Genomic DNA, 26647 nt, shown 5'->3' on the forward strand with positions numbered 1-26647 from the left:
TATGAGCAAGATCAATAGAGAGGAAAAATGATATGTCTATTAAAGTTATTGTTGCCGGATTTAAAGGAAGAATGGGTTCAACTGCGGTTGAAATGGTTAAGGGAGATGATGAATTGACCTTGGCTGCCTTGCTTGACCCGTTTGCGGCAGAAAAAGAAGTGGATGGTGTTCCTGTCTTCACGGATAAAGCTGATTTGGTTGGCTTTGATGCAGATGTTTGGGTAGATTTCACCATGCCTGCTGTTGCTTATGAAAATACCCGTTTTGCCTTGGAAAATGGCTTTGCACCGGTTGTAGGAACAACAGGCTTTACTGAAGCACAAATTCAGGAATTGACAGACCTTTCTAAAGACAGGTCTATCGGTGGATTGATTGCTCCTAACTTTGCTATTGGTGCTATCCTTCTTATGAAGTTTGCGGCAGAAGCTAGTAAATATTTCCCAGATCTTGAAATCATTGAGCTTCACCACGATAAAAAGAAAGATGCGCCATCAGGTACAGCAGTGAAAACAGCTGAACTTATTCGTGAGGTTCGCGAAACGAAACGTCAAGGTGCTGAGGATGAGGTGGAAACACTTGCTGGAGCACGTGGCGCTGAGTTTGATGGTTTCCGTATTCACAGTGTGCGTTTGCCAGGTCTTGTGGCTCACCAAGAGGTTATCTTTGGTGCCCAGGGAGAAGGATTGACCTTGCGTCACGATTCTTATGACCGTATTTCTTTTATGAGCGGGGTCAATCTCGGTATTAAAGAAGTGGTTAAACGTGATCAGCTTGTTTATGGTTTGGAACATTTACTATGAAATTAAGTTATTTGCCTTCTGAGTTTCAGAGGGCTTTACCAATATTAGAGAAGATTAAGGCTGCGGGTTTTGAGGCTTACTTTGTTGGTGGTTCGGTGCGAGATGCCCTTCTTAACCGTCCCATTCATGATGTAGATATTGCTTCGTCTTCGTATCCTGAAGAGACCAAGCAAATTTTCGAGCGTACGGTGGATATCGGTATTGAGCATGGGACTGTTTTGGTCTTGGAAAATGGCGGTGAGTATGAGGTGACGACCTTCCGAACAGAGGACGTCTATGTGGATTACCGTCGTCCGTCTAGCGTGTCCTTTGTGCGTTCATTGGAAGAAGACCTCAAGCGTCGTGATTTTACAGTCAATGCTTTTGCTCTTAATGAAAATGCTGAGATTATTGATAAGTTCAATGGTCTTGCTGATTTGGACAACCGTGTCTTAAGGGCTGTTGGTAAGGCTGAGGAACGCTTTAACGAGGATGCTCTTCGTATCATGCGGGGCCTACGTTTTACAGCGAGTTTAGACTTTGATATCGAAGAGAAGACTTTTCAGGCTATGGCCAGCCATGCTCCTCTTTTGGAAAAGATTTCGATTGAGCGAAGTTTCATCGAGTTCGATAAGTTGCTTTTGGCACCGCATTGGAAGAAAGGGATCAAGGCACTTCTAGCAACTAAGGCTTATCAGTACCTTCCAGATTTTCAAGAAACTGCTGAAGAATGGCAGGATTTTGTGGCAGACTATGTGGAGGGCTTTAGATTTACAAGTTCTGAGCAGGCCTGGGCGGCAACTCTTCTGGCTCTCAAGCACGATAATCCACGCTCTTTTCTTAAAAAATGGAAGACATCTGTTAATTTCCAAAAGACAGTTCAGTCCTTGGTTGACATTTTCAATTTCCGTTTGGAGAGAGCTGTGACTAAGCAAGATGTTTATCAGTATGGTAAGGAACTCTTAGAGGAGGCTGAAACCTTGAGACGGGCTCAGGGCTTGGACGTCGATTATGAGCGTATTGCCGAGTTGGATGGTCAGTTGCTCATCCATGATAAGCACGAAATCGTTGTGAATGGTGGCACACTGATGAAGGAGCTAGGATTCAAACCTGGTCCGGACCTTGGTCGTGCACTTAAGGCTATCGAAAATGCCATCGTTGATGGTCAACTAGCTAATGCCGAGGAAGCCATCATGGCCTTTGTTCAAGCGATGAAATAAGTCTAAAGACGTTATAAAAATGACACACCGCTACAGAGCATGCGTAGAATCCGTAGCGGTGTTATTTGTAAAAAGGAAGTAAGATGTCAGATTTTATTGTTGAAAAATTAACCAAGTCCGTTGGTGATAAGACGGTTTTTAAAGAGATTTCATTCATTATCCATGATCTGGATCGTATCGGGATTATTGGTGTCAATGGGACTGGTAAGACAACTTTGTTAGATGTTGTATCAGAGCGTATTGGTTTTGATGGTGACGTGTCACCTTTTACCAAGGCTAATGGTTATAAGATTGCTTATTTGACTCAGGAGCCTGAATTTGATGATAGCAAGACAGTGCTTGATATGGTCTTGTCATCAGACCTTCGTGAGATGACTTTGATTCGTGAATACGAGACCCTCATGGCGGATTATTCTGAGGATAATCAATCTCGTTTAGAAAAGGTTATGGCTGAGATGGATAGTCTTGATGCTTGGTCCATTGAGAGCGAGGTTAAGACAGTTTTATCTAAGCTAGGTTTGTCAGACCTCTCTCAAAAGGTCGGGGACCTCTCAGGTGGTCTCAGACGCCGTGTGCAGTTGGCTCAGGTTCTCTTGAATGATGCTGATCTTTTACTTTTGGACGAACCAACCAACCATTTGGATATTGATACCATTGCTTGGTTGACGAATTTTCTCAAATCTTCTAAAAAAACGGTCCTCTTTATTACCCACGATCGTTATTTCTTGGACAATGTAGCCACACGTATCTTTGAGCTAGACCAGGCTAATCTGATTGAATACCAGGGGAATTATCAAGACTATGTGCGTCTAAAGGCCGAACAAGATGAACGAGATGCAGCAGCTCTTCACAAGAAAAAGCAACTCTATAAGCAGGAGTTAGCATGGATGCGAACGCAACCACAGGCACGTGCAACCAAACAACAAGCTCGTATCAATCGCTTTAAGGATCTTAAAGGTGAGGTTCACCAAACGGTCAATAATGACGATCTTGAAATTAACTTTGAGACCAGCCGTATTGGTAAGAAGGTGGTTAACTTCGGCCATGTCGATTTTGCTTATGAAGATGGCAAGCAAATTCTCAGTGATTTCAATCTTATCATGCAAAATCGCGATCGTATCGGTATTGTTGGGGATAATGGTGTCGGGAAATCGACCTTGCTCAATCTGATTAATGGTGATCTTGTGCCTTCAGCTGGTATTCTAGATATTGGTGAGACGGTACGTATTGGTTATTTCTCACAGCAAATTAAGGACATGGATGAGAGTAAGCGTGTCATTAACTACTTGCAAGAAGTTGCAGATGAAGTTAAGACAACGGTTGGAACAACCAGTATCACAGAGCTCTTGGAGCAATTCCTTTTCCCTCGTTCTACTCATGGGACACAGATTGCCAAGCTCTCTGGTGGGGAAAAGAAACGTCTCTATCTACTTAAGATTCTGATTGAAAAGCCTAACGTTCTGCTCTTGGATGAGCCTACAAATGATTTGGACATTGCAACTTTGACGGTTTTGGAAAACTTCCTTAATGGTTTTGGCGGCCCTGTCGTTACCGTAAGTCACGACCGCTATTTTTTGGACAAGGTAGCTAACAAGATTCTAGCCTTTGAAGATGGCGGTGTGCGAGAGTTCTTTGGTAACTACACTGACTACCTTGATGAAAAAGCCTTCTTACAAGAGCAATCAGTCCTCCTCGAGAGGGAAAAAAAGCAAGCTAGCGTTAAAGTTGAGAAAGTCAAAGAAGACAAAAAACGCATGAGTTACTTTGAAAAACAAGAGTGGGCGACTATCGAGGATGAGATTGCCGACCTTGAAGCTAAAATCGAAGAGATTGAAGCAGCCATGCTTGAAAATGCTAGCGATTATGGACAGTTAGCTACCCTTCAACGTGATTTGGAGTCTGCCAACGAAACTTTACTTGAAAAGTATGAACGTTATGAGTATTTGAGTGAGCTAGAAGGATAAGCTCTTTAGTAATCAAAGTATGACAAAAGCCCTGCATATGCAAGGCTTTTTTATATTATTACGTAGTGAGATAACTTTGTTCTACCACAAGCGGAATGAGAATGAGAGGACTGAGACACCCGCAAAGATAATTAAGGAAGCTACCAAGCGCCCAATAAGAAAGGCTGAGAAAAACGGGGCACTAAAAAGTAGGAGACCGAATACCAGACAAATCAAGGCGATTGATAGGGCAGGTTGTCCTGAGAAGCCGAATTGACGTTGGCGATAAGCTTGGAAACCTTGTGTAAAGGCTGAGACAAGAAGCCACCAAGCGATAATGGTTACAGCTACACCTGAGAGTACCCATGCTGATGTCGATAGCAAAATAATCCCAAAAACAATGGAAATGATACTCTGAAGCAGTTGGAAGAAGGAGCGGTTTTCGTTATCACGTTTGAAATAAACCATGAGACTTGAAACACCAGAAATGAGCATCACTAGAGCAAAAAGCCAACCAACAATGGCAAGAAGGTTTGTAGGATTAGCGAAGAAAAAGACACCCAAGAGAGTAATGAGAATCCCACTAATTAATGTAAAACTTTTCATACGATACCTCTTATTAATTTTTCTTAATACTACTATGTAAGGTAAAAATTGTCAAACAAAGACCCACTTTAGATTGGTTGGATCTGATAAGTGTAGGTAGCAGCCTTTTTAGTTCTGGTAGCTACTTGGCGTCCTGTTTTTTGGAAAAGATGCTTAAAGCGGCGTAAGAAATTTGTGGAGTCCATCTTAAGGTATGTTTCATTAAAGGTCCCAAACAGCTGACGGTAGGTGGTCAAGGTACTTTCCTCTGGCATAATGTTGAGGATAGTTGGGTAGTATTCAAGTCTCCCCTTAATACGTTCCATAGCAATCAAAAGGATTTCCCAGTGGTCAAAGGCGAGGTCATCATGTGACAGCGTCTTGTCACCGTCAGTAAGCTGCAACTTGCCATTGACCATAGCGATATCTAACCAATGCGTAGATGCGGCATCATCGGCAGCCTTATCCATTTGAATATCATTAAAAGTCATGAAACAGAGGTACGCTATTGTAATGGTCCACATACGAGGATCTCGATAAGGTGTTCCTACTGTAACGAGTTGCTCGATGTGATCAGTGTTCAGCTGAACTGATGTCTCCTCACATACTTCGCGACAGACAGCCGTATTGAGGTCTTCTTGCTCCTGAACGAAGCCACCACTAAGAGCATATTTTCCCATGTAGGGATGATTTTTTCGTTTGATAAGCAAGGTTTGGACTCTTCCTTCAAAATAGCGGAAGATGACCGAGTCTACAGTTACTGAGGGTTTGGCATACTTATCCAATTCTTCTCTACTGTAGATTTCCAGGAAGTCTTTTTCGCTACCAGAATTTTCGAAGGTTTTAGACATATTTTTAGCCTCCTAGTCTATATTGTTAATTTTGAGTGAAAATGATTTTGCTGAAGCAATCCATTAGATTTCGATATGCAGACGTTCTTTAATTGCCTTCTTGGCGTAATGGTAGTTGTCAGCAAAAAAACTGTCACTATCACTGTTTTCTCCTAAAATAACGATTTTATCCTTGAATGGTGATAGTAGGTCCAAGAGATGCTTGGTAAACCAATCCCGTGTTCGGTTATCAGCCATAGTCATGTCACGGAAACCATCATCTACATAGTTTGATTTTGGCAGTATCACAAAAATCAAATCCCACTTTTCACGAGCTTGGGTTACCTGATAGAGTCGATCTAACATATCGAACTCTTCTTGTGAAATGTTTTCCTTTAAATAGTAGTCGATATATACCTTAGTGACCGTTGAGTTGGTATCTGCAAAAATAAGCCCTGAGTGTTGCCCGTTGTCAATAATCTCAGCTGTCTGGGCGTATTGATCGGTTAAGAGGTGAATATAATCATTGGTATCTAACTCGTCATCTCGGACATTATACTTTTCTTGATATTCTCTGGCATATTCAAGTGAGCAAGGGGCGTTGTAAGTGCGAGCCAAATCCTTAACAAGGGTTGTTTTTCCTCCACTGGCAGATCCGACAACTAGGACCTTACGAGTAAAGTGGCGACGGAAAGGTTTGGTGATAAACCGCCAATTTTCCATAGGATTATCGCGAATCTCAGTAGCAGAGATATTGATAATAGAACGTTCGATGAGCTCTACTTGAGCTTGAGGGTAGTAGCGATTGAGCTCGAACACGTACTCTGGCTCTCCAACATAGAAGGTAATCTTTTCAGGATCATCCGTATTCTTAGTGATAAGCTCTTTGACACGGTTAACCCATGGCACCCAACCTTCTGGATAGGGAGGCATATCAGCTTCGTCCAGTTTATCCACAACGACTAGTTCATCATCGTAGAAAACTTCACGGACATAACGAAAGCGTCGGTTGAGCGACAGGCCTGTGCGTGTCCCACGATCTTTTTGTGTGTTGCTGCCACTTACGATGACAAGGACGTTGTCGTTAGCGCGTTTTGCCTTTGTGATGAGGTCGACATGTCCTACATGCATTGGTGCAAAGGTTCCAAAAACAATACCAATACTCTTTCCTGATAAATGTTTTCTTTTCATAGGCTTATCCTTTTTTAATATAGTAAATTTACTAAATTAATGATAACATAGTTTCGAGGTAATGTAAATAGATGAAATAGTAAAATAACTAAATTGTTTTTTCAAATAAATTCAGCTTCAAGTCTTTAAATAAGGAGAAAAATTTTGAAAGAACACCCCAAAAAGGTAATACGCTTACATTACTGACGTGATAGGTTTTTACAAAAGAGGAAAAATTATCCATGTAATAAAATATAACATGCAAATCGAAAAAATGACAAAAAATACTTGACAAGAAGATTCTGAAAATTTATACTATTCATGTAATTAAATTACTAAGGTAATTATTTGAAAGGAAACATTGATATGACAACAGGTAAAGAGTACGTTGCTAGCGTTTTTGAAAAAGTGAAAGCTCAAAATGGCCATGAGGCTGAGTTCCTTCAAGCAGTTGAAGAAGTTTTCGATTCACTTGTTCCTGTCTTCGATAAATATCCTAAATATATTGAAGAAAACCTTTTGGAACGTTTGGTTGAACCAGAACGTATCGTTTCATTCCGTGTGCCATGGGTTGACGATAAAGGACAAGTACAAGTAAACCGTGGTTTCCGTGTACAATTCTCATCAGCTATTGGTCCTTACAAAGGTGGTCTTCGTTTCCACCCATCTGTAAACCAATCAATCATCAAATTCCTTGGTTTCGAACAAATCTTTAAAAACTCATTGACTGGTCAACCAATCGGTGGTGGTAAAGGTGGATCAAACTTCGATCCTAAAGGTAAATCAGATAACGAAATCATGCGTTTCTGCCAAAGCTTCATGACTGAATTGAGCAAACACATTGGTGCAGATACAGACGTGCCTGCAGGTGATATCGGTGTTGGTGGACGTGAAATTGGTTACCTCTACGGCCAATACAAACGCCTTCGTAACGAGTACACAGGTGTCCTTACTGGTAAAGGTTTGAACTGGGGTGGTTCACTTGCTCGTACAGAAGCAACTGGTTACGGTGCTGTTTACTTTGCAGAACAAATGCTTAATGCACGTGGTGAAAACTTTAACGGTAAAACAGCAGTTGTTTCAGGTGCTGGTAACGTTGCCATCTACGCTATTGAAAAATTGCAAAGCCTTGGTGCTAAAGCAGTAACATGTTCTGACTCATCTGGTTTTGTTTATGATCCAGATGGAATCGACGTTGACTTATTGAAAGAAATCAAAGAAGTTAAACGTGAACGTATCGTTAAATATGCAGAAGCTCGTCCAAATGCAACCTTCACACCTGCTGGTGGTGAAAAGACAGTTTGGTCAGTTAAAGCTGACTTGGCATTCCCATGTGCAACTCAAAATGAATTGGATGAAACAGATGCAGAAACACTTGTAGCAAATGGTGTATTGGCTGTTTCAGAAGGTGCTAACATGCCTTCAACTTTGGGAGCTATTGATGTCTTCCTTAAAGCTGGTGTATCATTTGGTCCTGCCAAAGCTGCTAACGCTGGTGGTGTTGCTGTATCAGCTCTTGAAATGGCGCAAAATAGTGGACGTACATCATGGACATTCGAAGAAGTTGATGCTAAACTCTACGATATCATGAAAGGTATCTACGAAAATGCTGCAGCAGCTGCTAAAGAATTTGGTCATGAAGGTAACCTTGTTGTAGGTGCCAACATTGCTGGATTCCTTAAAGTTGCAGATGCTATGTCAGCACAAGGTATCGTTTAATTGATAGACTATTACCGATAGCCTCTCAATAAAATAAGAAAAGAAGCCTGCGGGTTTCTTTTTTTAGCTGTTTTCCTAGAGGTCAGCTATTTTTGATATAATAAGTTGAGGTGATTATATATACAATTGGAAGCTCTTAGTTCAGAAGAGCTAGCAGCCGTTAAAAGCTTTATAAAGAAAAATCTTGGTTAGTGCTTTTGACAAAAATTTGATTGGTTTGAAGGCTAGCACATTATCCTTGAACAAGATTTGATTGTTATCCTGTCTTATCAGAGATAAGAAATAGAGTAGCTATTTTTTCATGTCATTGGTTATAAAGCTGATAAAGGAAGGGCATATGATTTCATAGTTTAGATAAGAAACAATAGGGGAGTAAATAGATGATAAAAACAATCGTAAAGGATGTCTTTTTCCTTGGACAAAAATCGACAGAAGCGACTAAAGAAGACCTCTATTTGGCTAAAGATTTACGTGATACACTGGATTTTCATAAGGATGCCTGTGTGGGTATGGCTGCCAATATGATTGGAGTTAAAAAGCGTGTTATTATCGTCAATATCGGTTTTGTTAATCTAGTCATGTTTAATCCTGTTTTAGTCAGCAAGTCCTCACCTTTTCAAACAGAGGAGTCTTGCTTGTCTTTAGAAGGAAGTCGTCCAACTAGACGTTATGAGTCGATTGAGGTTGCTTATTTAGATGAACAATGGATGCTTAAACAGTTAAATTTTTCTGGAATGCCAGCCCAAATTATTCAACATGAATTGGATCATTTGGAGGGGATTATTATTTAGATAGCCTAGCCCAAGCGGTCTAGGCTATTGAGTTCAAAGCCTTAAAAATCAAAGTTGCGGGAGTGAGAGTGGAAAGCAATTTTCTTTCTCGCTCTTTTTTTAGTTCTCATAAGAACTTTTTTCTTGACAATAGTTCTCACAAGAACTAAAATAGTTTCCATGAGAATTATTCAAGGAGGAGCTTGCGATGCATGAGAAAGATCCTTTTAGTGAATTCAGAGAATTCATCAATACTATGGAATCTCGCGTGCAAGAGTTGGGTAAAGCGTATGGTGTTGAGCATTTAGCTGGCCCGCAAGGATTTGCCGTCAGGTACTTGTTTGAGAATCAAGATAAAGAAATATTTATCAAAGATATTGAGAAAAGACTATCTATTTCCAAGTCAGTGGCTAGTAATTTGGTCAAACGTATGGAGAAAAATGGTTTTGTTGAATTGGTGACATCTGATAAGGACAAACGCTACAAGTATGTTCGTCTGACAGACTTGGGTGAAAAGAAGGCCCAAGATGTCGGATATTTCCGAGAGGCTATCCATGAACAGTTGTTAGATGGTATTTCGAAAGAAGATGCTGAAACAGCTTTTCGAGTCTTTCACCAAATTCGTATGAATTTAGAAAAAAATAAGGAGTAACTTATGTTTAAAATCTTTAAACGTTTAACGACAAAAGAGTTAATCATGATTGTCTTAGCGGTGATTTTTGTTTGCTTGAACGTCTATCTAAACTTGAAAATTCCAGACTATATGTCTGATATTACGACACTCTTATCAACTAAGGGAACTAAGGCATCGGATATTTTTGCTTGGAATACGGATGCCCCAGGGATGCGAATGCTTTTAATGTCCTTAGCGGGCTTTATGGCCTCTGTAGTGGTTGGTTTTCTAGCTGCCAGAACAGCAGCAAGTTTTACTACTCGTCTTCGTGATGATATCTTTCATCAGGTTCTAGATTTTTCGGATGCCGAGATTAAGAAATTCTCTATTCCTAGTCTTTTGACCCGTACGACAAACGATATTACACAATTACAGATGGTACTGACCATGGGCCTACAGGTCATTACACAGGGCCCTATCATGGCTATTTGGGCGATTACAAAGATTGCTGATAAAAATGGGAACTGGCTTCTTGCCTTGCTTGTGGCTGTGGCAGTAATTGCCATTCTCATGCTCTTCCTCTTGATTATGGTCATGCCTAAGCAACGCTTGATTCAAACTCTGACAGATAAACTTAATAGCGTAACGCGTGAATCTCTTACTGGGATTCGTGTGGTGCGTGCCTATAACGCTGAAAGTTATCAAGAGGATAAATTTGAAAAGGCCAATACTGATTTGACCCAAAACAATCTCTTTATCGGTCGTTCTTTTGCCTTACTGACACCGGTGATGACTGCTGTATCTAGTGGTTTGACGCTAGCTATTTATTGGATTGGTGCGCATCTAATTGAAGATGTTAAGATTCCAACAGATCCAACTAAGATTGCTGGTGCCATGGAAAACAAGGTCCATCTCTTCTCAGACATGGTGGTTTACTCATCTTATGCCATGCAGGTTGTTATGGGATTCATGATGATGATTGTTGTCTTCTTCCTTCTTCCACGAGCAGTTGTAGCAGCTGGACGTATCAATGAAGTTTTAGATACTCAATCTTCAGTTTCTTACCCTGAACATAGTTCTGAAAAGCCTAAAGAAGTGGGTATTGTCGAATTTGATGATGTTTCCTTCCGTTATTCTGAAACTTCAGAGCCTGTTTTGGAGCATGTTAGCTTCAAAGCTAAAAAAGGAGATACGGTTGCTTTTATTGGTTCGACTGGCTCTGGTAAATCAACACTTGTCAACCTTATCCCACGTTTTTATGATGCCACGCAAGGAACTATCAAGGTTGACGGTGTAGATGTGCGACATTATGACCATGAAACTTTGCACAATATAGTCGGTTATATTCCACAGAAGGCTGTGCTTTTCTCAGGTGATATCACGTCAAATATGACGATGGGAACGAGTAATAACAGTCCCCTTGATGATTCTAAGATTTGGGAAGCTCTCGAATTGGCTCAAGGAAAAGATTTTGTTGAAAATAAAGAAGGTCAACTTAAAGCAGAGGTTGCCCAAGCCGGGTCTAACTTCTCAGGTGGACAGAAACAACGTTTGGCTATTGCGCGTGCCTTGGCACGTAAGCCTGAAATCTTGATTTTCGATGATTCTTTCTCAGCCTTAGACTATAAGACCGATCGTAAGTTACGTCAAGAACTGGCTGAAAAAACACAAGATTTGACCAAGTTGATTGTTGCCCAACGCATCTCTACTATTATGGATGCTGACCAAATCTTGGTTCTTGATCAAGGTAAGGTCGTTGGTCAAGGAACCCACAAGGAACTCTTGGCTAACAATGAGGTTTACCAAGAAATTGCCTATTCACAATTGTCTAAGGAGGAGTTAGAAAATGGAAAATAAGCCAAAAACATCATCCTATAAACGCTTAAAACCCTATATTAAAGGTTTCCAAATTCCGTTTGTCCTTGCGATTTTTGGAGCAATTATTTCAGCTGTCATTACAGTTATTGGACCAGATAAGCTTAAAGGAATTACCAATACTATTACTGAAGGTATCACACCTACAAAAATGGGGACGATTCCAGGCATTGATTTGGACAAGGTAGCAAGTATTGCTATGACCTTGGCTGTTTTATATGTTATTTCAGCCATTGTTGGTTACTTACAAAGTTTTACGGTTGCGACGGTTACACAACGCTTTTCACAACGTTTCCGTACAGCTATCCAAAAGAAAATCAACAGTGTCCCTCTTAATTATTTCGACAGTCATTCTCAAGGAGACACACTCTCTCGTGTGACTAATGACGTTGACCTTTTGGGACAATCGCTTAGTCAAGGTCTGGGTACTCTAATTACTTCAAGTATTCTCTTGGTAGCAGCCATTATTATGATGTTCTACTCAAATGTCACTATGGCTTTCACTGCGATTGGTTCTGTCTTGATTGGATTTGTTCTAGTAGCCTTTATCATGGGCTTCTCGCAACCACTTTTTAAACGCCAACAAGAAAATTTGGCTAACATTAATGGGTACATTGAAGAAATCTACACAGGTCAAGCAGTTGTAACGAGCTACAATGCATCTAAAGAAAGCAGTCAAGCTTTCAAGGGGCTTAATGATAAGCTCTATAAATCTATGTGGCAATCACAGTTTATCTCTGGTATTATGATGCCACTTATGATTTTCATCGGGAACTTTGGTTACGTCATGATCTGCTTGGTAGGTGCGGTTAAGGTAATCGACGGAAGCCTGACCATCGGTGATGTGGTAGCCTTCATGACCTATGTTCGTATCTTCTCACAACCTCTTTCTCAAATTGCACAAGGAATTACACAACTCCAATCATCCATTGCAGCCATTGGTCGTATCTTTGAATTTTTGGAAGAAAAAGATATGGACGACGAGTCAGCTAAGGCAGCTGAGTTGACAGATACTAAAGGTCAAGTAGTCTTTGATCATGTTTCCTTTGGTTATACTCCTGAAAAGACTATTATTCATGACTTTTCAGCTCTTGCTAAACCAGGTCAAAAGATTGCGATCGTTGGTCCAACGGGTGCTGGTAAGACAACCATTGTTAACCTGCTCATGAAATTCTATAATATTGATCAAGGCCGTATCACCATTGACGGTGTGAATACGAACGACATGAAACGTGAAACCGTTCATGATCAATTCTCTATGGTGCTTCAAGACACTTGGCTCTTTGAAGGTACTATTCGTGATAATTTGATTTACAACCAAGAGAATATTTCTGATGAGCAAGTTATTGCTGCAGCCAAGGCTGTCGGTGTTCACCACTTCATCACCACACTTCCAAAGGGGTATGATACTTATTTGGATGATTCTGTTACTTTATCAGTTGGTCAGAAACAACTTTTGACCATTGCGCGTGCCCTTCTTAAGGAGGCCCCTCTTCTTATCTTGGACGAGGCAACATCATCAGTTGACACACGAACAGAAGAATTGATTCAGAAGGCTATGGACAAGCTTATGGAGGGTCGTACATCCTTTGTCATTGCCCATCGCTTATCAACCATTCGAAATGCCAACCTTATCCTTGTGATGAAAGATGGTAACATTATTGAACAGGGAAATCACGATGAGCTCATGGCAGCAGAAGGTTTCTATGCTGATCTTTATAATAGTCAGTTTACGGAAGAAGTGGCCTAGGATATTCTTATAAAAATATAAGATTTAATAAAATTTCATAAAATGTATGGCTGTAACTCATGCGTTTTATGTTATACTGAGAAAAAACAGACAGATTAGGAGACCAAGATGCAATATCGCAAAGCAAGACAAGATGAAGTTTAAAAAGTGGCATAAGTGTGCGCAGATGCTTTTGAAGATTATCCCTGCCTTTTGATGAATGCTAGTAATTTAAAGAATCCTAAACAGTATGATGAGTTTGTCTTAGCTTTGCAGAAGATCCGTTTAGCTATAAAAATGGACTCTTGTTTGATGGCTGAAGAGGATGGTCGCATTGTTGCAGTAGCTATTTTACAGCATTAGACGGAGTCTATGCTTAAGAACCTTCAGAATGGGGCGACTAAGCTTTTCCGTTTTATAAGCATTACTAGGTTGTTCAAGTATTTTAATTTCGTTGAAGAGTCTGAAAGACACCTGGAAGATTCTGCAGAGTACGACTGGTACCTGATGATGTTGACAGTGACTCCGGAAGAATGACTACAAGCAATGTGGTTATAAGGTCTTGGCTTACGAGAAACACAAATTGGACAACTGGCCTTTTGTCAAATCTCTTGATGAATAGCCTTGTGCTATTTAACTTAGATAAGCAAAATGAATCTGGCTTCGGCTGGATTTTTTTTCTTAGCTTTAGAGTCCTTCTTGTCTGGCTCATTCCTTATTTTTAAGCCTAACTATGCTATAATTAGGAAACGCTATTAGAGGAGGTTTATATGTCAACTCCAAGTATCTATGGGGAATATGCTCAGTATCTCCCCAAGATTTTACAAGAAATAACAGACCCAATTATTGCGGCTAATATTACTAGCAAAAAAGAAACAGGCTTTAAACTCTATGAGCATTTCATTTCACGAATTAAAGAAAGCGATTCTATGCGTGAAAAGTGTCGTAGGAAAAATTTGCCTGAGACCAGTCGGTCTGCTCTCAAGGAAATTCGTGACAGTATTGGGATTCGAATTGTTTGTGGCTTTGTCGATGATATTTACAAAACTATTGATGTCATCAAGGCTATCCCTGACGTTTCTATCTATAACGAGAAAGATTATATTCTAAATGCCAAGCCAAATGGCTATCGCTCTTACCACCTCATTTTGCAAATGGAGACGGATTTTCCAGATGTTCTAGGTAATGATAAAGGGACCTATTTTGTTGAGGTTCAGCTTCGGACCATTGCTCAGGATTCCTGGGCCAGTTTGGAGCATCAGATGAAGTACAAGCACGACATCAAGAATCCAGAAATGATTACCCGTGAGCTTAAGCGCTGTGCGGATGAATTAGCTTCATGTGATTTGACCATGCAGACCATCCGTAACTTAATTCAAGAAGGAGGGGACTAGAATGGCTTTGAAAATTTTACTAGCTGAGGATGAAGAGGCTCTTTCCCGAGTTTACAAGGCAGCCCTAGAGCATCAAGGTTATGAGGTGGATCAAGCATTCAATGGGCAAGAGGCAGTAGACCTAGCTGCACAGAATGCTTATCAAGTAATAATTATGGATATTATGATGCCCATAAAAACAGGTATCGAGGCATTGAAAGAGATTCGCTCCTCTGGGGACAGGACGCATGTCATTATGTTGACAGCTATGGCTGAAATTGATGATCGCGTGACAGGACTTGATGCTGGGGCGGATGATTACTTGACCAAGCCGATTTCCCTAAAGGAACTTTTGGCTCGTCTACGGTCGCTAGAGCGTCGTGTTAGTGAAACTTTTACCTCCAAAATTTTGACCCTTGGTTCTGTTCGCTTGGACCAAGAGGAACAAGAGTTGGTAGCTGGGAACGCTATTCGACTTTCAAGCAGAGAGACCAAGTTAATGGCCCACTTCATGCTCAATCCTGCCAAGAAATTAACCACTGATCACCTTTTTAAAACTATCTGGGATGATGAGGAAGATGTGGACGAGTCAATTGTCTGGGTCTATATTTCCTACCTGCGCCAGAAATTGCAAGCCATTCAAGCGGATATTAGTATTCTTGGTGAAAAGGGTGGCGACTTCTGCCTTCTGCAAGATTAGAAAGGAGTAGCCATGTTTAGACGTTTACGACTTCAGTTTATAATGATTACTTCTTTGGCTATCCTCTTTATCTTGATCTTTACGGTGGGAATCATCAACACTGTGAGGTCCTTTCAGACGGAGCAGGAAATTAGCAAGGTCCTCAACATACTCACAGAAAATAATGGAAGCTTCGGAAAAATCAAAAAAATTGAGACTAATCAAGGGCGCGAGATTCCATCAGATAGCTTTCGTTTTTTCAGTTTGACCTTGTCTGACGATAAGGTTGTTAGCCAGGATACCAGCCATACATCCCTAATAAACGACGAGGAAGCGGCTAGATATGCTCTGACAGTTAGTCGCTTGACCAATAATCTTGGAACGATTAGAGAAAAAAATATCAATCTGAGTTATCAGGTTAGCAAAGTCAGCAGAGATAAAATCCTTGTAGTTTTTTTGGACACGTCTTCTTATTACAATTCTTCCCAAGCCTTGTTCAGTCTTTCTATTCTTTTATCACTGTTTGCTTTTATCTTTTTTGTAATCATTGTCAGTGCTTTGTCAGGAATTGTCATTCGCCCCTTCATTCGAAACTATGAAAAGCAACGGCGTTTTATCACTAATGCTGGTCATGAATTGAAAACCCCATTAGCTATTATTTCTGCTAATACGGAGTTACAGGAACTCATGACAGGGGAGAATGAATGGACTAAGTCAACTAATGACCAGGTGGCACGTTTGACCAATCTAGTCAATTCTCTTGTGGCTCTATCTCGTCTGGAAGAGCAGCCGGACATGGTTCTTCAAGATGTGGATTTTTCCTATATTATAGAGGATGCAGCCGAGGACTTTAAGGGACCTGTCGTCCGAGATGGCAAATCCTTCGTTATGGATATCGCCCCAGATATCCATGTAAAGGCTGAGGAGAAGTCTCTCTTTGAACTTGTAACTCTCCTTGTGGATAATGCGAACAAGTATTGTGATCCGGAAGGGACGGTTACTGTAAGACTTCGTCAGATTGGAAGAACGCGTAAAAGGGCTCGTTTAGAAGTGTCAAACACCTATAAAGAAGGTAAGGAAGTTGATTATAGTAAGTTTTTTGAGCGCTTTTATCGTATTGATGAGTCCCACAATAACAAAGAGCACAGTGGTTTTGGCATAGGTCTATCCATGGCGCAAAGCATGGTTAAATTATTTAAAGGGCGAATCTTTACCTCCTATAAAAATGACACCATCACCTTTACAGTTATCTTGTAAACATATTTTTTTAAAATATTTGACTAGGTGAAAATCCTAATTTATGATAAAATAGTAAGGATGAAGATTTAGTGTTCGCTTTGTCATAAAGAGACCATTTGTCAATCTGGAAAGAGATTTATCCTCTTCTTAATACGATGGTCATTTACGGATTAGGGATGATAAATCTGAGCCAAGAATAAAATCAGAAAAACAACATAGTTAATAGGGAGAAATCATGGTAGAACCAAAATACAAACGTGTCCTCATTAAACTTTCAGGTGAAGCTTTGGCTGGTGAGCGTGGTGTTGGGATTGATCTTCCAACCGTACAGACAATGGCTAAAGAAATAGCTGAAGTCGCAGAATCGGGTGTTCAAATTGCTTTGGTTATCGGTGGTGGTAACCTTTGGCGTGGCGAACCTGCAGCTGAAGCAGGAATGGATCGTGTTCAAGCAGACTATACGGGAATGCTTGGTACAGTTATGAATGCCCTTGTTATGGCTGACAGTTTGAAACAATTGGGTGTCGATACACGTGTTCAAACAGCGATTGATATGAAATCTGTGGCAGAGCCTTATATTCGTGGCCGTGCCCTTCGTCACCTTGAAAAAGGGCGTATTGTTATCTTTGCAGCTGGTATTGGTTCACCATACTTTTCAACAGATACAACGGCAGCTCTTCGTGCCGCTGAAATCGAAGCCGATGCTATCCTTATGGCTAAAAATGGTGTTGATGGTGTCTACAACGATGACCCTCGTAAAAACGCTGATGCTGTCAAATTTGACGAATTGACACACGTAGAAGTTATCAAACGTGGTTTGAAAATTATGGATGCCACAGCTTCTACCCTTTCAATGGATAATGACATTGACCTTGTTGTCTTTAATATGAACGAACCAGGAAATATCAAACGTGTTATTTTTGGTGAACACATTGGGACAACCGTATCTAACAAAGCAGAATTACATAAATAAGAAAGAGAGAACTCATGACAAACGCAATTATTGAAAAAGCAAAAGAACGTTTTGCCCACTCACACGAGTCATTGGCCCGTGAATTCGGAGCTATCCGTGCAGGTCGTGCCAATGCATCACTTCTTGACCGCATCACTGTGGAATACTATGGTGCTCCAACACCACTTAACCAATTGGCTTCAATCACTGTTCCTGAAGCACGTGTTCTTTTGATTTCACCATTTGATAAAGGATCAATCGCTGATATCGAACGTGCCATTAATGAATCTGACCTTGGCATCAACCCAGCTAACGATGGCTCTGTAGTCCGCTTGGTTATCCCAGCACTTACAGAAGAAACTCGTAAAGAGTTAGCCAAAGAAGTGAAAAAAGTCGGCGAAAATGCTAAAATCGCTATCCGTAACATCCGTCGTGATGCAATGGATGAAGCTAAAAAGCAAGAAAAAGACAAAGAAATCACAGAAGATCAATTGAAAGCTTTGGAAAAAGATATCCAAAAAGCAACTGATGACGCTGTTAAGAAGATTGACAGCATGACAGCAGAAAAGGAAAAAGAACTTCTTACTGTTTAATCAATAGAAAAATAAGGAGAGTGGGACAGAAGCAAAAGAGCATGGACTATGTTAGCTTCCTTGTCCGACTCTCTTTTTAGAGGAAAAAAGATGAATACATTACTTGGAACGATCATTATTGCCCTAGTAACTGATGAAAATGATAAATTTTACTTTGTACAAAAGGACGGTGTGACTTTTGCCTTGTCTAAAGATGAGGGAGAACACGCCATTGGTGACATGGTGACAGGCTTCGCCTATACAGATAGTAAGCAAAAATCACGTCTGACTCAAAAGGAAATCAAGGCAACTCGCGATTCTTATGATTGGGGAGAGGTCACTGAAGTCCGCAAAGATTTAGGTGTCTTTGTAGACGTAGGAATTCCAGATAAGGAGATTGTTGTCTCTCTCGATGTTTTGCCAGAACTCAAAGAGCTTTGGCCTAAGAAGGGGGATAAACTCTACATCAAACTCGATGTTGACAAAAAAGACCGTATTTGGGGACTTCCTGCCGAACCTGAGGTCTTTCAACGCATGGCTGGACCTGCTTACGATAATATGCAAAACCAAAAATGGCCAGCCATTGCCTACCGTCTTAAACTGTCAGGAACCTTTGTCTATCTGCCAGAGAATAACATGCTTGGCTTTATTCATCCATCAGAACGTTATGCTGAGCCGCGCTTGGGTCAAGTCCTTGAAGCGCGCGTGATTGGTTTCAGAGAAGTTGACCGCACCCTTAACCTTTCTCTTAAACCACGTTCTTTTGAAATGCTCGAAAATGATGCTCAGATGATTTTGACCTATTTAGAGAGCAATGGTGGCTTTATGACTCTTAATGATAAATCATCACCAGCAGATATCAAGGCGACCTTTGGTATTTCTAAAGGACAATTCAAAAAAGCTTTGGGTGGTCTGATGAAGGCAAAAAAAATCAAACAAGATCAGTTTGGAACAGAATTAATCGGTTAGGAGAAGGCATGAGAAAATCCTTTTATACTTGGCTGATGACTCAACGTAATCCAAAATCAAATGAACCAGTGGCAATCTTAGCCGATTTGGCTTTTGAAGATTCAACCTTTCCTAAGCATACCGATGATTTTGAAGAAGTTAGTCGTTACTTGGAAGATCAGGCTAGTTTCTCTTTCAATCTAGGCCAGTTTGACCAGATTTGGGAAGACTATCTAGCACATTGATAGGGATAAGGTTTTACCATAGGTGTAATCGTTTTTTACAATTTTTATAAAGCGGTTAGCATTTGAATTGGGATGAATTGTTACATGTTTTTACAAATATCTCAGATGTTTTTCAATAAATTAGGCTTGTTACAACTAGTTAGTAATTGCTTTAAAGAGCAGTAAGTCACAACTTTTTTGATGGAAAGTGTGGTATTATTGTAGATATTAAAATTGTTAAAAAGGGATGAATTATAGATGTTATCAAAATCTAAAACTACAAAGGCACTTCTTTACTCGACTGCAGCACTTTCACTTTTTGCTGCTAGCCACGTACATGCCGATGAAGCTTCTAACTGGACAGCACGTTCAGTAGATCAAATCAAGGCAGATATCTCTGTAAATGATAATCAACAAACTTACACTGTTCAATATGGTGATACTTTAGGTAGTATTGCTGAAGCGATGGGAATCGATGTGAATGTTTTGGCTAACATCAATCAAATTACAAACATTGATTTGATTTACCCTGGAACAGTCTTGACAGCAACTTACAATTCTGATAATCAAGCAGTCTCTGTTAAAGTTGAAACTCCAGCTTCAGAAACATCAACCACACCTGTAGTTGCAGAAGCTAATTTGACAACTAACGAAGTGACTGTAAATGGTCAATCTGTAGTTGTAGCGGACTTGACAGCTCCAGTTGAAACAGTAAGCACAACAGCTACTCAAGTACCTGCTACAGAAGCATCAACTCAAGCTGTTTCAGAAGTAACAGAAGCTATCGCATCAGTATCAGAAGCACCAGCATACGCAGAAACTGAACAACCAGTTGCTGATGCTATTGATCATGTAACTGCGTCAGCAGAAACTACTCCAGCTGCTGAAACACCAGCACAACCTGAAGTAAAAGAAGAAGCTCCAGCAGCAACGTCAGAAGCGTCTTCAGAAGCACCAGCAACTTCAGAGGCACCAGCAGAACAGCCAGTTGCAGAGCCAGCAGCAACATCAGAAGCTGCCTCAGAAGCACCAGCAGCTTCAGAGGCGCCAGCAGAACAGCCAGTGGTAGAACCAGCAGCAACATCAGAAGTAGCATCAGAAGCACCAGCGGCTTCAGAGGCACCAGCAGCACAACCTGCATCAACAAATACACTTCCAACGGATCCACACCTTCAACCACAAGCTGAAGCTTTCCGTCAAGATGTAGCAGCAAAATTTGGTCTTACTGATATCGGTGGTTACCGTGAAGGTGACCCACAAGACCATGGTAAAGGACTTGCCGTTGACGTTATGGTACCAGTTGGTTCAGAAGTTGGTAATCAGGTTGCACAATATGCTGTAGACAATATCGCAAATGCAGGTATCTCATATGTCATCTACAGACAAAAATTCTATGCACCAGTAAACAACATCTACGGACCAGCCAATACTTGGAACCAAATGCCTGATCGTGGTAGCGTTACTGAAAACCACTATGACCACGTTCACGTATCATTCAATGCATAATTAAGAATTACAAAAAGTCACGCCTGGCGTGATTTTTTTGATATAATGGAGAAAAATACGAAAGAAAGAGGAACTCTATTTGCAAGAGTATTCTGTTGAAATTACCCTAAACCACCCAGATGACGTCTTGTCGCTTTTCGGGACTAATGAACGACATTTAAAACTCATTGAAGAAAACCTAAATATTATTATCCATGCCCGAACAGAGCGTGTGCAAGTCCTTGGGGATGACGAAGAAAGTGTCGAATTGGCCCGCTTGACCATTCAAGCCCTCCTTGTTTTAGTGGAGCGTGGGATGCTAGTCAACACTTCAGATGTTGTCACGGCCTTAACCATGGCTCAAGATGGTTCGATTGATAAGTTTGTTGCTTTATATGAAGAAGAGATTATCAAGGACAACAGTGGTAAGCCTATTCGAGTTAAGACCCTAGGGCAAAAGGTTTATGTTGATAGCATTAAAAGCCATGATGTGGTCTTTGGGATTGGTCCAGCTGGTACAGGTAAAACCTTTTTAGCGGTCACTCTTGCAGTAACAGCTCTTAAACGTGGCCAGGTGAAACGTATTGTTCTAACACGTCCGGCTGTTGAGGCAGGTGAAAGTCTTGGTTTTTTGCCTGGTGATCTCAAGGAAAAGGTAGATCCTTACCTTCGTCCCGTCTATGATGCTCTTTATCAAATTCTTGGTAAAGAGCAAACGACTCGTCTTATGGAACGTGAAATTATTGAAATTGCGCCACTCGCCTATATGCGTGGTCGTACTCTTGAAGATGCCTTTGTTATCCTTGATGAAGCGCAAAACACAACCATCATGCAGATGAAGATGTTCTTAACGCGTCTTGGCTTTAATTCTAAGATGATTGTCAATGGAGATATGAGCCAGATTGACCTTCCACGTCGTGTAAAGTCAGGTCTTATTGATGCTATGGAAAAACTAAAAGGAATCAAGGCCATTGATTTTGTTCATTTCACTGCTAGTGATGTCGTCCGTCACCCAGTTGTTGCTGACATCATTAATGCTTATGAAAAAGATGCACCTAAAGTTGACTTTGAGGCGAAACCAGAGCAATCTAATGAGGTTGAAGAAGCATCAGGATTGACCGAATACCCAGTCATTGGTGTTGAGGATGTTAAAAAGTAAATAGATGAAAAGAGGTTTGAGAGTAAGTGTTTTCTACCTCTTTTTTTCTTTTCTAGTCCAGTAACAGATTTTCTCTCTATTTTTGGTAAAATAGTACTAAAGAGTAGGCTAATATGGGGGAAAGATTTTGAAAGTATCAAGAGAGCTATATTCCAGATGGTGCCTAGCAGATGGTAAAAGACGAAGCTACTTAGGCATATTCAAATGAATTGGTAAATTTGACTTAGTGGAGAGAAAATAATGATAACTTGTATAAAGATTTTCTAGTTGTTGAGAACATGAAATGTCAATTTTATTATCTTTCTTATAGGGATGGGGAACCTTTTGTTTTACTATTTGAGCATGACGAAAAGCTACCACAGACTTTTGACCCCCATACAGGAACTTTGAAACAGGATTCAACAGTCTCTGAATATAAAGCCTTAGTGATTTCTCATATTGATAAGCTTTCTAAAAAGGGAGAGGAGTATTCAAGAGTAAAAGAAGTATCTGTCCGAAGGTGTGTGGATGGTTATAAAAAAATGTTGACGCAAAAACGAACTTATGAAAATCGTCCCAATGCTATCGTTCTGATTGTTTATGCTAATGATGGACATATTGAGTCGCGTAGAACTTTTAAACGATTGACTTCAGAGGAAGTTAAAGGGCTCATAAGTGGTTATGAGTGGGATTATAAGTATGCCTTGGAGTATCATAAGGACTGAGATCAATATGGAAATTATCTCATCTGGCGCTGATAAGTAAACCGACCAAGCAGTTTTTTTTATTATGGAGAATAATGTCCTAAAGATTTATTAAAGAAACTTACAGTCTTTATGATAATTGTCAAATACTATTTGGCCATTTATTTTAGTACAATAGAATAGTAGACCAATAAAAAAGGAGATTATTATGAACCAGCAAGAGTGGATTGAGTACTTTGAATTAGTCAACGGTCGTAAACCAACTCCGGCAGAGTTATCTCAAGCTCAAGCAACAGGCGAGTTTATCCTTGAGCGACCTAACGTTTTAAGCTCAAATGGACAAGTGAGGGAGCAAAGACCGATTAAGCCAGCTGAACCTGTGATTGCTATGACACAACAGCCTCAGTTTGCCCAAACAGCAGCAACTTTCCAACAAGTAGTTCCCCCTAAAAAAGGTATGTCTAAGAAAACTAAGATTATTTTGGCATCGTTCTTAGGATCCTTGGTAGCGATTTTACTTATCGTTGGTGGCTACTCACTATGGCGTTACCAATCAGGTAAGATTGCGGATGGAACATACGAGGTAGTAGCCTATTCTTATCGTGATGATGATAAAGACAAGATGGTTGATGGCATAGATGAATACAAGGACGAAGATTTGGATTTGCAGTCTTTTGTGGTTGTAAAGAATAATCAATCTAGAACCTACAATTTAGTAGAGGGTGACAATAAATCATATGTTAGTTTGATGGACTATGAGATAGATATTCCTCAGATATTTGATCCGTGGAATAAAACACAAAGTCAAGCTTTAAATGCGGACCAAGTCGAAGATGTCACAAAAGACTTCATGAAAAAGATGAGAAAAGACTATTCGTTCTATACCAAAGAGGCAGCTGACAAAGTCGTTAAAAAAACAACAAGAGAATATAAAGATACCTTGAGGGAAAAACGTACTTATGTCAAACATGGTGATGAATACACTCTGACTACTTATGATAAAAAAGGGAAGCTTGAGTCACGTATTACCTTTAAACGTCTAAGTAAATCTGATACAGACAAACGTTGGAATGATTATGAAGACGCTGTCAAGGATTATAAGAAAGAGCTGAAGTCTTATAGTGATCAATATGATAACTACAAGGATTACTTTGATTATGGTTATGGCTATAGTGACGACTATGGTAGCGATTCAAAATCAAGCTCTAGTGGTAGCAGTAGCAGTAAAAAGAGCGTTGATAGAATTTAACATTCATAAGTCTAATAAAGCAGTATCAGGCCTAAAGTCAGGTACTGTTTTTTCTTTTTATGAAAATGGTCAAATAGATTTTTGGCATTTTTCTGCTAAAATAGGAGTATCAATGAAAAAAGGGACTTTTATGAACGAAACAGAGTGGTTAAATTATTTCGAAACAATCAATAATTGCAAACTAACCGAAGAAGAAATTCAACAATCCAAAGCGAACGGCGAATTTATAGCCTCAGAGCCTGTGGCAGAGAATAGTCAGCCACAAGTTTAGATGAGTGAGCCGGTAACTGAATAAGTGACACCAGTTGTGGCATCTAAAAAAGTCTATATTAAGACTTATAAGGAATTTCTTAAAGAGACGGTTCACTATAAGGTTAATGCCGATAAAATCAATGTCCTTACCTATGATAAAAAAGGCAAACTTTCAGAAGAAAAAGTCTTTAAAGGTCTAACAAAAGAAGAGAAAAAACTGGATTACGACTATGAGCGTGATGATAGGGACGATAAAAAACTTTCATTTCTAGGTGAATATTAAAAGATCAAAAATCAGCTAGTCTGGTTTTTTTAGTGTTTAAAACGTGCTATAATAAGATGTTATATCATCAGTGTTAGCCCATTTGTTAACACATGAAAGGAAATTAAAATGACAAAAACATTCTACATCACAACACCTATCTACTATCCATCTGGTAAATTGCATATTGGTTCTGCCTATACTACCATTGCCTGTGACGTCTTGGCACGTTACAAACGCATGATGAACTATGATGTCTTCTACCTTACTGGGCTTGATGAGCATGGCCAAAAGATTCAACAAAAGGCTGAAGAAACAGGAATCACACCACAAGAGTATGTGGATGGTATGGCTGTTGGTGTTAAGGACCTCTGGCAACTTTTGGATATCTCATACGATAAATTCATCCGTACGACTGATGATTACCATGAAAAAGTTGTTGCTCAAGTTTTCGAGCGTCTCTTGGAACAAGGGGATATCTACCTTGGTGAATATTCAGGTTGGTACTCAGTGTCAGATGAAGAATTTTTCACCGAAAGTCAGTTGGCAGAAGTTTACCGCGATGAGCAAGGCAATGTCATTGGTGGTATGGCTCCATCAGGACATGAAGTGGAGCTAGTTTCTGAAGAATCCTATTTCTTTAAACTTAGCAACTACGCAGACCGTTTGACTGCCTTCTTTAAAGAACACCCAGAATTTATCCAACCTGCTGGTCGTATGAATGAAATGCTTAAAAACTTCATCGAGCCAGGCTTGGAAGACTTGGCGGTATCACGTACAACCTTCACTTGGGGAGTTAAAGTACCATCAGATCCAAAGCATGTTGTTTATGTGTGGATTGATGCCCTTATCAACTATATTACCGCCCTCGGTTATGGGCAGGATGAGCATGGTAATTTTGACCTTTTCTGGCAAAATGATGAAAACCATGAAATCATCCACATGATTGGTAAGGATATCCTTCGTTTCCACTCAATCTACTGGCCAATCATCTTGATGGCACTTGATTTACCATTACCTACACGTCTTGTTGCTCATGGTTGGTTTGTCATGAAAGACGGTAAGATGTCCAAGTCTAAAGGAAACGTCATCTATCCAGAAATGTTGGTAGAGCGCTTCGGTCTTGATCCACTTCGTTACTACCTCATGCGTAGTCTTCCAGTTGGTTCAGATGGTACCTTCACACCAGAAGACTATGTGGCTCGCATCAACTATGAGTTGGCTAATGATCTAGGAAACCTCCTCAACCGTACAGTTGCTATGATTAACAAGTATTTCGGTGGTCAAGTGCCTGTCTATGTTGAGAATGTTACAGACTTTGATGCTGATTTGGCTAAGGTTGTGGCTGAAAATATTGAAGAGTTCCACAAACAAATGAATGCTGTAGATTTCCCACGTGCCTTGGATGCCGTTTGGAACATCATTTCACGTACCAATAAGTATATTGATGAAACAGCTCCTTGGGTCCTTGCCAAAGAAGATGGTGACAAGGAACAATTGGCAGCAGTGATGGCTCACTTGGCGGCTAGCCTTCGTGTGGTAGCTCACCTCGTCCAACCATTCATGATGACCACTTCAAATGCCATCATGGAACAGCTCGGATTGCCAGTGGTATTTGACCTTGAAAATCTTGAACTTTCAGGTTTCCCAGAAAATGTTACAGTTATTCCAAAAGGAACTCCAATCTTCCCACGTCTTGACATGGACGAAGAAATTGCCTACATCCAATCTCAAATGAACGCAGGCAAACCACAAGAAAAAGAATGGAACCCCGAAGAAGTCGAACTTAAATCTGAAAAAGACCAAATCAAATTTGAAGACTTTGACAAGGTTGAAATCCGTGTTGCTGAAGTTAAAGAAGTCGAAAAAGTGGAAGGTTCAGACAAATTACTTCGCTTCCGTCTTGATGCTGGCGATGGTGAAGACCGTCAAATCCTCTCAGGTATCGCTAAATTCTATCCAAACGAACAAGAATTGGTCGGTAAGAAACTTCAAGTTGTGGCGAACCTCAAACCACGTAAGATGATGAAGAAATATGTCAGCCAAGGTATGATTCTTTCTGCTGAACATGACGGTAAACTCACTGTCTTGACAGTAGATCCATCTGTTCCAAACGGAAGTGTGATTGGGTAACAGTAATTCTGTTTTATAGTATTTCCTTAAGTGGGAGTGGGAAAACGAATTGATTTTGAATGATAAGTCTTCTGTTCCTTTCCTTATTTTGATTTCGCCGTATCCCCCTACTCACCTAAGAGTAATCAAAACAAGATATTTTTAACATTAAAACGAGTTCAGTCGAACTCGTTTTTTTATGCACTATATTTCAATAAATGTTTA

Annotated in this window: 25 protein-coding genes and 1 pseudogene; 23 read left to right on the top strand and 3 right to left on the bottom strand. The window is 40.2% G+C overall.

Going from position 1 to position 26647, the window contains the following annotated elements:
- Nucleotides 1-32 precede the first annotated feature (32 nt).
- The 3 genes from dapB (at nt 33) to ADF62_RS06570 (ending at nt 3963) form a co-directional block, all read left to right on the top strand.
- Nucleotides 33-800 carry a 4-hydroxy-tetrahydrodipicolinate reductase gene (gene dapB, locus ADF62_RS06560; RefSeq protein ID WP_048788397.1) on the top strand — a complete coding sequence of 256 codons (768 nt, stop codon included), beginning with the start codon at nt 33-35 and terminating at the stop codon, nt 798-800.
- On the top strand, nt 797-1999 hold the full coding sequence (locus ADF62_RS06565) for a CCA tRNA nucleotidyltransferase (protein ID WP_003097824.1): 1203 nt from the start codon (nt 797-799) through the stop codon (nt 1997-1999). Before dapB ends, ADF62_RS06565 begins: the two co-directional genes overlap by 4 nt.
- Before the next feature lie 83 nt (nt 2000-2082).
- Entirely contained in the window at nt 2083-3963 is a 1881-nt protein-coding gene (locus ADF62_RS06570) for an ABC-F family ATP-binding cassette domain-containing protein (protein WP_048788398.1), read from the top strand.
- An 81-nt stretch (nt 3964-4044) separates the two neighbouring features.
- Here the strand turns inward: ADF62_RS06570 and ADF62_RS06575 are convergent, their stop codons facing one another.
- From ADF62_RS06575 to ADF62_RS06585, 3 genes are all read right to left on the bottom strand, one after another.
- On the bottom strand, nt 4045-4548 hold the full coding sequence (locus tag ADF62_RS06575) for an HdeD family acid-resistance protein (protein ID WP_003095580.1): 504 nt from the start codon (nt 4546-4548) through the stop codon (nt 4045-4047).
- A 68-nt stretch (nt 4549-4616) separates the two neighbouring features.
- Entirely contained in the window at nt 4617-5378 is a 762-nt protein-coding gene (locus ADF62_RS06580) for an NUDIX domain-containing protein (RefSeq protein ID WP_048788399.1), read from the bottom strand.
- A gap of 63 nt (nt 5379-5441) precedes the next feature.
- Nucleotides 5442-6548, bottom strand: coding sequence for an AAA family ATPase (locus ADF62_RS06585; protein ID WP_048788400.1), 1107 nt, complete (start codon nt 6546-6548; stop codon nt 5442-5444).
- A 345-nt stretch (nt 6549-6893) separates the two neighbouring features.
- On the opposite strand from ADF62_RS06585, the gene gdhA reads away from it, so the two are divergent.
- From gdhA to metG, 20 genes and pseudogenes are all read left to right on the top strand, one after another.
- Nucleotides 6894-8246 carry an NADP-specific glutamate dehydrogenase gene (gene gdhA / locus ADF62_RS06590; protein ID WP_003095495.1) on the top strand — a complete coding sequence of 451 codons (1353 nt, stop codon included), beginning with the start codon at nt 6894-6896 and terminating at the stop codon, nt 8244-8246.
- A gap of 380 nt (nt 8247-8626) precedes the next feature.
- Nucleotides 8627-9037 carry a peptide deformylase gene (locus tag ADF62_RS06595; RefSeq protein ID WP_048788401.1) on the top strand — a complete coding sequence of 137 codons (411 nt, stop codon included), beginning with the start codon at nt 8627-8629 and terminating at the stop codon, nt 9035-9037.
- Nucleotides 9038-9224: 187 nt separating this feature from the next.
- Complete coding sequence (locus ADF62_RS06600) at nt 9225-9668, top strand: MarR family winged helix-turn-helix transcriptional regulator (protein WP_048788402.1); 444 nt, start codon at nt 9225-9227, stop codon at nt 9666-9668.
- Nucleotides 9669-9671: 3 nt separating this feature from the next.
- Nucleotides 9672-11486, top strand: a complete 1815-nt coding sequence (locus ADF62_RS06605) for an ABC transporter ATP-binding protein (RefSeq protein WP_048788403.1) — start codon at nt 9672-9674, stop codon at nt 11484-11486.
- Complete coding sequence (locus ADF62_RS06610; protein WP_048788404.1) at nt 11476-13254, top strand: ABC transporter ATP-binding protein; 1779 nt, start codon at nt 11476-11478, stop codon at nt 13252-13254. Before ADF62_RS06605 ends, ADF62_RS06610 begins: the two co-directional genes overlap by 11 nt.
- A gap of 156 nt (nt 13255-13410) precedes the next feature.
- Entirely contained in the window at nt 13411-13596 is a 186-nt protein-coding gene (locus ADF62_RS06615) for a hypothetical protein (RefSeq protein ID WP_048788405.1), read from the top strand.
- Between the two features lie 407 nt (nt 13597-14003).
- Nucleotides 14004-14627, top strand: coding sequence for a GTP pyrophosphokinase (locus ADF62_RS06620; RefSeq protein WP_003095383.1), 624 nt, complete (start codon nt 14004-14006; stop codon nt 14625-14627).
- A 1-nt stretch (nt 14628) separates the two neighbouring features.
- Nucleotides 14629-15306, top strand: a complete 678-nt coding sequence (locus tag ADF62_RS06625) for a response regulator transcription factor (protein WP_003097797.1) — start codon at nt 14629-14631, stop codon at nt 15304-15306.
- A 12-nt stretch (nt 15307-15318) separates the two neighbouring features.
- On the top strand, nt 15319-16542 hold the full coding sequence (locus tag ADF62_RS06630) for a sensor histidine kinase (RefSeq protein WP_048788406.1): 1224 nt from the start codon (nt 15319-15321) through the stop codon (nt 16540-16542).
- Nucleotides 16543-16759: 217 nt separating this feature from the next.
- On the top strand, nt 16760-17497 hold the full coding sequence (gene pyrH, locus ADF62_RS06635) for a UMP kinase (protein ID WP_003095632.1): 738 nt from the start codon (nt 16760-16762) through the stop codon (nt 17495-17497).
- A gap of 14 nt (nt 17498-17511) precedes the next feature.
- On the top strand, nt 17512-18069 hold the full coding sequence (frr, locus tag ADF62_RS06640) for a ribosome recycling factor (RefSeq protein ID WP_003095421.1): 558 nt from the start codon (nt 17512-17514) through the stop codon (nt 18067-18069).
- A gap of 90 nt (nt 18070-18159) precedes the next feature.
- Nucleotides 18160-19017 carry an RNA-binding virulence regulatory protein CvfB gene (gene cvfB, locus ADF62_RS06645; RefSeq protein WP_048788407.1) on the top strand — a complete coding sequence of 286 codons (858 nt, stop codon included), beginning with the start codon at nt 18160-18162 and terminating at the stop codon, nt 19015-19017.
- Nucleotides 19018-19025: 8 nt separating this feature from the next.
- On the top strand, nt 19026-19241 hold the full coding sequence (locus tag ADF62_RS06650; RefSeq protein ID WP_003095562.1) for a YozE family protein: 216 nt from the start codon (nt 19026-19028) through the stop codon (nt 19239-19241).
- A 237-nt stretch (nt 19242-19478) separates the two neighbouring features.
- On the top strand, nt 19479-20726 hold the full coding sequence (locus ADF62_RS06655; RefSeq protein WP_003095370.1) for a LysM peptidoglycan-binding domain-containing protein: 1248 nt from the start codon (nt 19479-19481) through the stop codon (nt 20724-20726).
- Nucleotides 20727-20805: 79 nt separating this feature from the next.
- On the top strand, nt 20806-21864 hold the full coding sequence (locus tag ADF62_RS06660) for a PhoH family protein (protein WP_003095658.1): 1059 nt from the start codon (nt 20806-20808) through the stop codon (nt 21862-21864).
- A gap of 386 nt (nt 21865-22250) precedes the next feature.
- On the top strand, nt 22251-22568 hold the full coding sequence (locus ADF62_RS06665) for a hypothetical protein (RefSeq protein WP_239665007.1): 318 nt from the start codon (nt 22251-22253) through the stop codon (nt 22566-22568).
- Nucleotides 22569-22755: 187 nt separating this feature from the next.
- Entirely contained in the window at nt 22756-23796 is a 1041-nt protein-coding gene (locus ADF62_RS06670) for a hypothetical protein (protein ID WP_048788408.1), read from the top strand.
- On the top strand, nt 23756-24067 hold the full coding sequence (locus tag ADF62_RS06675; protein WP_160312381.1) for a hypothetical protein: 312 nt from the start codon (nt 23756-23758) through the stop codon (nt 24065-24067). Before ADF62_RS06670 ends, ADF62_RS06675 begins: the two co-directional genes overlap by 41 nt.
- Before the next feature lie 42 nt (nt 24068-24109).
- Nucleotides 24110-24331: pseudogene (locus tag ADF62_RS06680) on the top strand (hypothetical protein); the annotation flags it as partial.
- Between the two features lie 108 nt (nt 24332-24439).
- On the top strand, nt 24440-26443 hold the full coding sequence (gene metG / locus ADF62_RS06685) for a methionine--tRNA ligase (RefSeq protein WP_048788410.1): 2004 nt from the start codon (nt 24440-24442) through the stop codon (nt 26441-26443).
- Nucleotides 26444-26647 lie beyond the last annotated feature (204 nt).

It is taken from the genome of Streptococcus sp. 1004_SSPC (assembly GCF_001069025.1).
In the GTDB taxonomy this organism is placed as follows: domain Bacteria; phylum Bacillota; class Bacilli; order Lactobacillales; family Streptococcaceae; genus Streptococcus; species Streptococcus vestibularis.